A 5,821-nucleotide genomic window follows, 5' to 3' on the forward strand; every position below is an offset into this window, starting at 1 on the left:
CGCCCGCGTCCGGCGACGGGCCGATCGCCCCGTCGAACGGAATCGCGATGCAGGTTCGCCCGTGTCCACCGCTTTCCGCGGCCTCGCCTCGCGTATCGCAAAACGGCTTGGCCGGATCGGTGCAGTCGGCGTGCCGTTCGCAGTAGTCGCCGTAGGGGCCTTTGCAACCGATCGCGACGACCGCCGACCCGGCGACGACCAGCCCGCGCATCCCAGTCGCTGCCCGCATCAGAATCGCCCCATGATACCGACGCCGAACCGCTCGCCGGCCACCTCGACTGCGGGCACGACCGCCGGCTCGGTCCGGCGATCCAGCCACCACAGGGCGACCCCGGTCGCGAGCGCGATCCCGCCGCCGACGGCCAGCCCGATGCCGGCGCCGCGCGTCCGGTACTCCTCGGGCGTGTGCCGCCCCTGGTCGTCGAAGATGGGCCCGTCGAGGTCGATCAGGAACGCGCCGGCGCCGATGGCGACGAGCCCCGCGCCGGCGCTCACCCACGGCCACGGACCGAACCGCCTGCGCGGGCGGCCGCCGCGTTCGCCGGGCCGCGGCTCGGCGATGATGAGGCCGGGCGCCGGCTCTTCTCCCGCCAGGAACCGCGCGAGCGAGCGGGTGAGGGCGTCGGCGGGCAACGTCGGCTCCACCGCGATCGCGGCGCTCCGCTGCGGCTTGCCACTGTCGAGCGACAGCAGCGAGCCGACGATGGAGCGCCGGCCCTCGAACGGCCTCACGCCGATCACGATGACGCCCGACGCGCCCACCTCGCGCGCGATCGCCGTCGCCTTGCCGGCCTCGAGGCGCGCGCGCTCGCCGGGGCGATCGAACTCGAGGCTCACGACTCCGCCGCGGGTGCGGAGCGCGGCGTCCAGGGCCGTGTCGACGCTCAGGACGCGGTTGACGCCCGACGCGACGTCGACGAGGTGGAGCCGTCCGCCGGACTTGCCGCGGCGCACGTGCACGCGGTACGTCCCCGGCGGCAGGTCGGTGAGAAACACCTCGCCGGTTCCGGCGAACCGCTCGTTGACGAACACGGCCGCGCTGTCGTCGTCGACGCTGATGCGTAGCGACCCGGGCCGCTGCTCTCGCACCGCGCTCTGCACGCGCCGATACAGCCCGTAGGCCTCCGGTCCGTACTCGGCGCGGTCGAGTTCCTCGTCCGGGAAGCTGCGGACGAGTTCGGCCATGGCGGCCTCGGATGCGTCCGCCTGGCCGAGCCGCTTGTGCGCGAGCGCGAGGCCGACGAGCGCGCGCTGCAGCAGCCGGCGGTGGGCCGGGTTGGCGGCGAACGCCTCGGGATTGGCGTGCAGGACCGCGACGGCGCCCGACAGGGTGTCGATGGCGGCCTGGAACTGGCCGTCGAGCCAGCGACCCCAGCCCTCGTCGACCGCCCGGATGGCCCGCGCGACGTCGTCGGCCCCGGTGCTGCCCGGCAGCGACAGGCTTTTCGCGATGTCGTCGGCCAGGTCGCTGCCGAGCCGGTAGCCGAGGGACGCCAGCTCCGCGAGCAGCGGTGCGAGCAGCCGATCGGCGTCCTTGGGGCGGGGCTGCGTCGGCGGGCCGCTGGGCGTGGCGCGTCGAGGCCGCTGGTGGCGGCCCCGCGGTGGCGGCGGTCCCGTGCTCGCCCTCGGACGTGGCGCACCGCGATCCACCGGGGCGCCGCGTTCGGCGCGCGAAAAAAATGCCCGCCCTCGGAGCCGAGGGCGGGCATCGATCGGCGCTGCCGTGGACGCGATGGGGTTACGGCGCGGAGCTGACCGTCGTCCAGCCGACGTGGCCGTGACCGGCTACGACGGTGGTCGCGTTCGTCATGTCGGCGTTGCCCGCGATCGTGCCGCCCATACGGAACACGCGGGTTTCGATGCGCGTCGGGTTCGTCCCGAGGATGGCCGCCATCGCCTCCGCGGGGATGGTGACGGAGTTGGCCGCGCCCGACGGGGACGAGCAGCGGAACCGCGCATACTTCGTCGTCGGCGCCGGCATGGTATTCGGCGGCAAACCGGTCACGTCGGCGTCGGTGGTCTTGCCGCTGATGACCATCACCTTGACGACACCCGTGTCGGCGCCGCAGTCGCCGTTGGTGCCCGAGCACGAGAAGGACACGGCGCTGCCGTCCGTCGGCATCGCGGTCAGGTTGCCGGCCGTTTCGTCGTCGAGCTGGAAGCCCTCGCCGAGCGCCTGCACCATGACGCTGAAGTCGTCGACGTCTCCGGTGTTGCCGCCGAGGCTCACTTTGATCGGCGTGGTGCCGTCGTCCAGCGCGTCCCTGTTCGCCGGCGTCGGCCCGGCGCCCGAGATGACGGAGAAGCTGCCGTCGCCGCCCGCGGCCTCGGAAACCGCCGCAGGATTCGCGATGACCACCTGCGTCGCCGCCTGCCCCAGCGCGACGATCGGGAACGAGCCGTTGTTGGCCGCGGTCGGGAAGCCCGCGATCTGGATGTAGCGCCCGACGTCGTTTTCGTCGAAGGTCGCGCCGGCGATGGTGACGAGCGCCGTGTTCGCGGGGATCGTGCCCGCGGGCAGACTGCCGTCGTCCGTGACCGCGTCGGTTGCCGCGATCGCGCCCGCCTGCTCGATGCACGCGTAGTAGCCGAGCGCGCTCACGAAGGTGCACGGGGCTTCGATGGGATGCACCGTGTTCTCGATGGTGACCGGCCCCTCGTCGACCTCGGTCGGTTCGGAGTCGGTGCCGACCGTGTACACGGTGACCGTGCAGCCGCCGGCCAGTGGACTGGCGGGATTCGTGGAGTCGAACGCCGGCGCGACGGTCACGGTCGACAGGTCGATGAAGCTGATGCTGACCGCCATGCCGCTGATGCCGCCGAGCTGCGGCGCGGAAATCTCCGTCACCGCGATGGAGCCGGACCGCGTGCTCGTCGGCCCCGCGTCGGGCGTGCCGGCGTCGGGCGGCGAGGCGTCCGGCGCTGCGGCGTCGATGTCCGGCTGGCTCGCGTCGGGGCGCGTCGTGTCGTCGTCGTCGTCGCCGTCGTCGCCGCAGGCGGCGGCCAGCGGCAGTGCGGCCGCGCAGATCAGCGCGACCAACCTGGGGAACCGTGTGCTCGTCCTCATCTAGGCCTCCTCTGGAAACAAAGCTCTACTGCAACCGGGAACGCGCAAACCGAGCACAGCCTCGGGCCGCGCCCCCCGGACGGCGCTCGACGTGGGCGCTTCCGAAAGTCGATGCTAATCCCGCGCGAACACGGGGGCAAGGAAACCGATCACGTTTCGCCGGCGCCGTCGATGCCGCGGCCGGCCGGCGCCCACCGATGCCGCGACCGGCCGGCTCCGCCTGTGGATCAGAGGGGGCTGCTAGGATCGCGACCAGTGGCACGACCGCCGCAATTCCCCTTGTTAATCCAGTTATTTATTCGCGTATTGGTTATCCACAGTGCTGTGGATAATTTTTTGATCCCCGCTTCGTGCGCACGCTAGGATCGCAGAGCCAGTCGCGAGGTGCGGCCATCTCCCACCCCGCGCATCGAGTCCGGGGCCGACGCCCCGCGAAGCGCGAGCGCGCCGTGCCGGCCCCGCGCGCAAGGGCCAGCGTGCGCCCGCCACCCGAGACCCCGACATCCGAGCGATCCATGCACCGAACGCCACCGATGCGCCGAATCCCCGTGTGTCCGCCCGGCTCCTGCCGTACGATCGAGGACAGCCCGTGAGATCGACCAAGCGAGTCCGCGGCGCCAGCGCGGCCCGCAGCGCGACGGCGACCGCAGCGGCGGCTCCGGCTGCCGCAGACCGGTCACCCGCGCGCACGGCCGAACGCGCGGCGCGCCTGGCCGAGCAGGTCCGCCGGCTCGAACCGCGCCCGCGCGCGCTGGACGGCGATCTGCGCCAGGCGGCTGCCGACGGCGCGCTCGACGACGCGCGGCGGCGGCTCGAGCGCCGGATCCGCGCGCACATGCCGCGCGCGACGCTCACGCTGGTGTTCACCGACAACCGCTACACGATGATTTCGGTGCGCCGCGACGCCGCCCGCCGCGCGTACCGGCTGCGCGTCCACCACATGTTCGCCGACGCGCCGCCCGAGGTGACGCGCGCGCTCGCCCGCTACGTCCGCCACAACGACCGCGACGCCTCGCGGCTGCTGGGCGAATACATCGACGCGCATCAGCACCGCGTCCGGCCGCGCCGGGACCGGGCGGGCACGCGCTGTGTCACCCGCGGCGCCCACCACGACCTGCAGGCGATCTTCGACGACCTCAACCGCCGCTACTTTGGCGGCGCGATCGACGCGCGCATCACGTGGGGCGCGCGCAGCCGCCGGCGGCGCCGCCGCAACAGCATCAAGATGGGCTCGTACTCGGTGGAGGACCGGCTCATCCGCATCCACCGCACGCTCGATCGCGCGTTCGTGCCGCGGTTCTTCGTCGAGTGGATCGTCTACCACGAGATGCTGCACCAGGTGCACGAGGCGCCCATCGTCAAGGGCCGCCGCCGGTTCCACACGCCGGCGTTTCTCGCCGACGAGGCGCGGTTCGAGCGCTACGACGAGGCGCGCGCGTGGGAGCGCGCTCACATCGAGGAGCTGCTCGACTTCTAGGCGGCCGCCGCGCGGCGCCGGCCCGCGGTCGCGACCTGGAGGCGATCGCCGGCGTACGTCCTCGCGCCGTTCGGCTGCGTACCGCGTTGCGCGCGCGTCCGCCGCGGGCGGGCGCCGGGCGCCGCGCGCCTGCCCGCCGCGGCGCGAGCCGGCTGCCGGCGACCGCCGCGCGCGGTGCAGCCGGCCTGTCGCGCCGGGCCGCGGCGGCGCCGCCGCGCGTCACGGCTCGTCGTCGGCGAACGCGTAGCGGAGCCGATCGACCGGCTCGCCGCCGACCAGGTGCCGCGCGACCAACTCGGGGATGTCCTCCAGCCGCACGGGCGCGTACCAGACCCCCTCGGGGTAGACCACGACGGTCGGCCCGTCGAAGCACGGGCCGAGACAGCCGCACGCGGTGACCTGCACCGTGCCCCACAGGTCGGGATGGGCGGCGAGGGCGTCTTGCAGCGCGCGCAGCACGTCCGCCCCGCCGCGCGCGCCGCACGACGGCCTGCCGCCGGCGGCGCGCCGGGTCTGGCACACGAAGAAGTGGCGACGGTACCGCGACATGCCGCCACGGTACACCGATCGCGGGGGCCGCGGCGCGGACCGCGGCGCCTGTCGTCGCGGCGGCGCGGCCGGGACCGTCGAGCGCGCCGGCGGTCCGCGCGGCCGCGTGCGCGGCGGCGGTCCGCGCGGCCGCGTGCGCGGCGCGCGGGTGCGCGCGCCGTTTGGCGGTATCATGTCGCCACGATGGCGCCGAAGGTGCTGTATCGAGACGCGCAGGGGCGTACCGGCGAGGTCGTGCTCGACCCGGCGCAGCCCTGCTACATCGGCCGCGCGCTCGACTGTTCGGTCCGTACGGACGACGCGATGGTGTCGCGCAAGCACTCGTTGATTCGCGCCGAGGACGGCCGCTACGTCGTCGAGGATCTCGGCAGCTCGAACGGCACGCACGTCAACGACGTGCGCGTCGCCAAGCAGGCGCTCGCGCACAACGACGTGATCCGGTGCGGCAACCTGTGGCTGCGGTTCATCGACGAGCCGGACGCCGCCGCGCCGCAGCCGGTGCGCGATGCCGGGTCGAGCAAGTACCGCACGACCCTCGGCGGCTCCGGCGTGCAGAGCGCCCCGCCGGTGCGACCGGAGACGCCCGCACCGGCGTCGCCGGCGGCATCGCCGGTCGCGCCCGCGCCGCCGCGGAACGCGGCGCTGGGCGCGGCGCCCGCGCCCGCCGTGACGCCCGCGGCGCCCGCCGCGACGCCCGCGCCCGCGGCGCCCGCGGCGACGCCGGCGCC

General features: G+C 74.2%; 6 protein-coding genes. 2 read left to right on the forward strand and 4 right to left on the reverse strand.

Annotated elements, in window-relative coordinates:
* The 3 genes from D6689_18980 to D6689_18990 form a co-directional block, all read right to left on the reverse strand.
* A partial coding sequence (locus D6689_18980; GenBank protein RMH38648.1) for a hypothetical protein occupies nucleotides 1-211 on the reverse strand: 211 nt, incomplete at its 3' end.
* A 17-nt stretch (nucleotides 212-228) separates the two neighbouring features.
* Nucleotides 229-1,650, reverse strand: coding sequence for a hypothetical protein (locus D6689_18985; GenBank protein RMH38649.1), 1,422 nt, complete (start codon nucleotides 1,648-1,650; stop codon nucleotides 229-231).
* Nucleotides 1,651-1,738: 88 nt separating this feature from the next.
* Nucleotides 1,739-3,040, reverse strand: a complete 1,302-nt coding sequence (locus tag D6689_18990; GenBank protein RMH38650.1) for a hypothetical protein — start codon at nucleotides 3,038-3,040, stop codon at nucleotides 1,739-1,741.
* Nucleotides 3,041-3,656: 616 nt separating this feature from the next.
* On the opposite strand from D6689_18990, the gene D6689_18995 reads away from it, so the two are divergent.
* Nucleotides 3,657-4,544: a hypothetical protein gene (locus tag D6689_18995; protein RMH38651.1), complete on the forward strand. Its 888-nt coding sequence runs from the start codon at nucleotides 3,657-3,659 to the stop codon at nucleotides 4,542-4,544.
* A 219-nt stretch (nucleotides 4,545-4,763) separates the two neighbouring features.
* Here the strand turns inward: D6689_18995 and D6689_19000 are convergent, their stop codons facing one another.
* On the reverse strand, nucleotides 4,764-5,093 hold the full coding sequence (locus D6689_19000; GenBank protein RMH38653.1) for a (2Fe-2S) ferredoxin domain-containing protein: 330 nt from the start codon (nucleotides 5,091-5,093) through the stop codon (nucleotides 4,764-4,766).
* Nucleotides 5,094-5,276: 183 nt separating this feature from the next.
* Between D6689_19000 and D6689_19005 the strand changes: the two genes are divergently transcribed.
* The coding region (locus D6689_19005) for an FHA domain-containing protein (protein ID RMH38652.1) at nucleotides 5,277-5,821 on the forward strand (545 nt) is incomplete at its 3' end.

The sequence above is a fragment of the Deltaproteobacteria bacterium genome, from assembly GCA_003696105.1.
GTDB lineage: Bacteria > Myxococcota_A > Polyangia > Haliangiales > J016 > J016.

What these genes read in the sequence shown, in the direction of transcription:
- D6689_19000 (RMH38653.1), bottom strand. Translation starts at nt 5,093, where the DNA reads ATGTCGCGGTACCGTCGCCACTTCTTCGTGTGCCAGACCCGGCGCGCC.